Origin of the sequence: Shewanella sp. 8A, from assembly GCF_023475945.1 — a bacterium.
Lineage (GTDB): Bacteria > Pseudomonadota > Gammaproteobacteria > Enterobacterales > Shewanellaceae > Shewanella > Shewanella xiamenensis.
The window spans coordinates 1-1244 of the sequence record NZ_JAMDJP010000081.1 but is presented as its reverse complement, the minus strand read 5'-3'; the positions used below and the strand labels follow the sequence as shown (position 1 = coordinate 1244).

Genomic DNA, 1244 nt, shown 5'->3' with positions numbered 1-1244 from the left:
TGATCTGATCCAGTAATAGTGGACACTTTGCTAAGCACTATTTTTTAATTCAAAGTTTTCAGGGCTTAAGTACCCAAGAGCACTATGCCGTCTGGTTCGATTGTAATCAACTTCAATATACTCAAATATCGCTTGTCTCATTTGCTCTCGTGTCATGAGCGGTTCCTCTTGCAGCGCTTCAACCTTTAATGTGTGAAAGAAGCTTTCCACGCAAGCATTATCCCAACAATTTCCCTTACGGCTCATGCTTTGTACTAACTGATGTTTCTGAAGCAAAGCACGGTAATCGTTTGCGCAGTATTGGCTGCCTCTGTCGCTATGGACAATCACGCCAGTAGGAAAGCTGCGGCGGAATAATGCCATCCTCAAAGCGTCACAAACAAGCTCCGATGTCATCCTACTTGCCATCGACCAACCCACCACTGTGCGAGAGTAAAGGTCAATAATTACAGCCAGATAGAGCCACCCTTCGTTGGTGTACAGATACGTGATGTCGCCAGCCCACTTCAGGTTCGGCGCATTTGCAGTAAAGTTCTGCTCTAGCAAATTAGGCGCGACAGGATGCTTGTGGTTGCTGTCGGTAGTTACCTTAAATTTCTTCGCAGCCTTTGGCACTAAACACTGTCGAGACATGCTGTCCATAATAGTTTTGATGTCCGCCTTACAGTCATTATCCGCTAAATCTTGCTGAATACGCCGTGCGCCATTGCGCTTCTTGGAATCGTCAAAAGACGCTTTAATCAGTACATCACGGGCCGCACGCTTAATCGCTCTTGGGCTCAGCGTCATGCCGTTCTGCCGCCAGGTGTAATACCCACTACGCGACACCTTGAGCACCTCTACCATTCGCTTGAGAGAAAAGCGGTGCTGATGCTCAAGGATGAACTCAAATCTGGCTACTTTTGGTTCTTCGCGAAGTAGGTAGCCGCCTTTTTTAGGATGGCCAAATCTTCCGCTTGTTCAGCAAGTTGGCGTTTAAGCCTTGCGACCTCGGCAGCAAGTTCTGCCTCTCTAGACGTGGTATTGGATTTTTTCTCGGCACTAGAGCGCCAATTGTAGAGCTGTGACTCGTAAAGATTAAGCTCACGCGCTGCGGCGGCTACACCAATCTTCTGAGCGAGCTTCAGTGCTTCGGCTTTAAATTCTTGCGTATGGATCTTGCGGGGTTTCTTTGTTGACATACTTCACCTCAATAAGCGAGTTTACTCACTTAGCGAGATGTCCAAAAGTACCGGATCGGATCA

1 protein-coding gene is annotated in these 1244 nt (G+C 47.6%); it reads right to left on the bottom strand.

Annotation, left to right across the window (positions count from 1 at the left end; translation table 11 throughout):
* Positions 1 to 30: 30 nt before the first annotated feature.
* A protein-coding gene (locus tag M0413_RS22580) for an IS3 family transposase (RefSeq protein WP_249555739.1) occupies positions 31 to 1181 on the bottom strand; the annotation gives its coding sequence in 2 pieces (ribosomal slippage) (positions 31 to 938 and positions 938 to 1181; 1152 coding nt in all).
* Between the last annotated feature and the right edge of the window lie 63 nt (positions 1182 to 1244).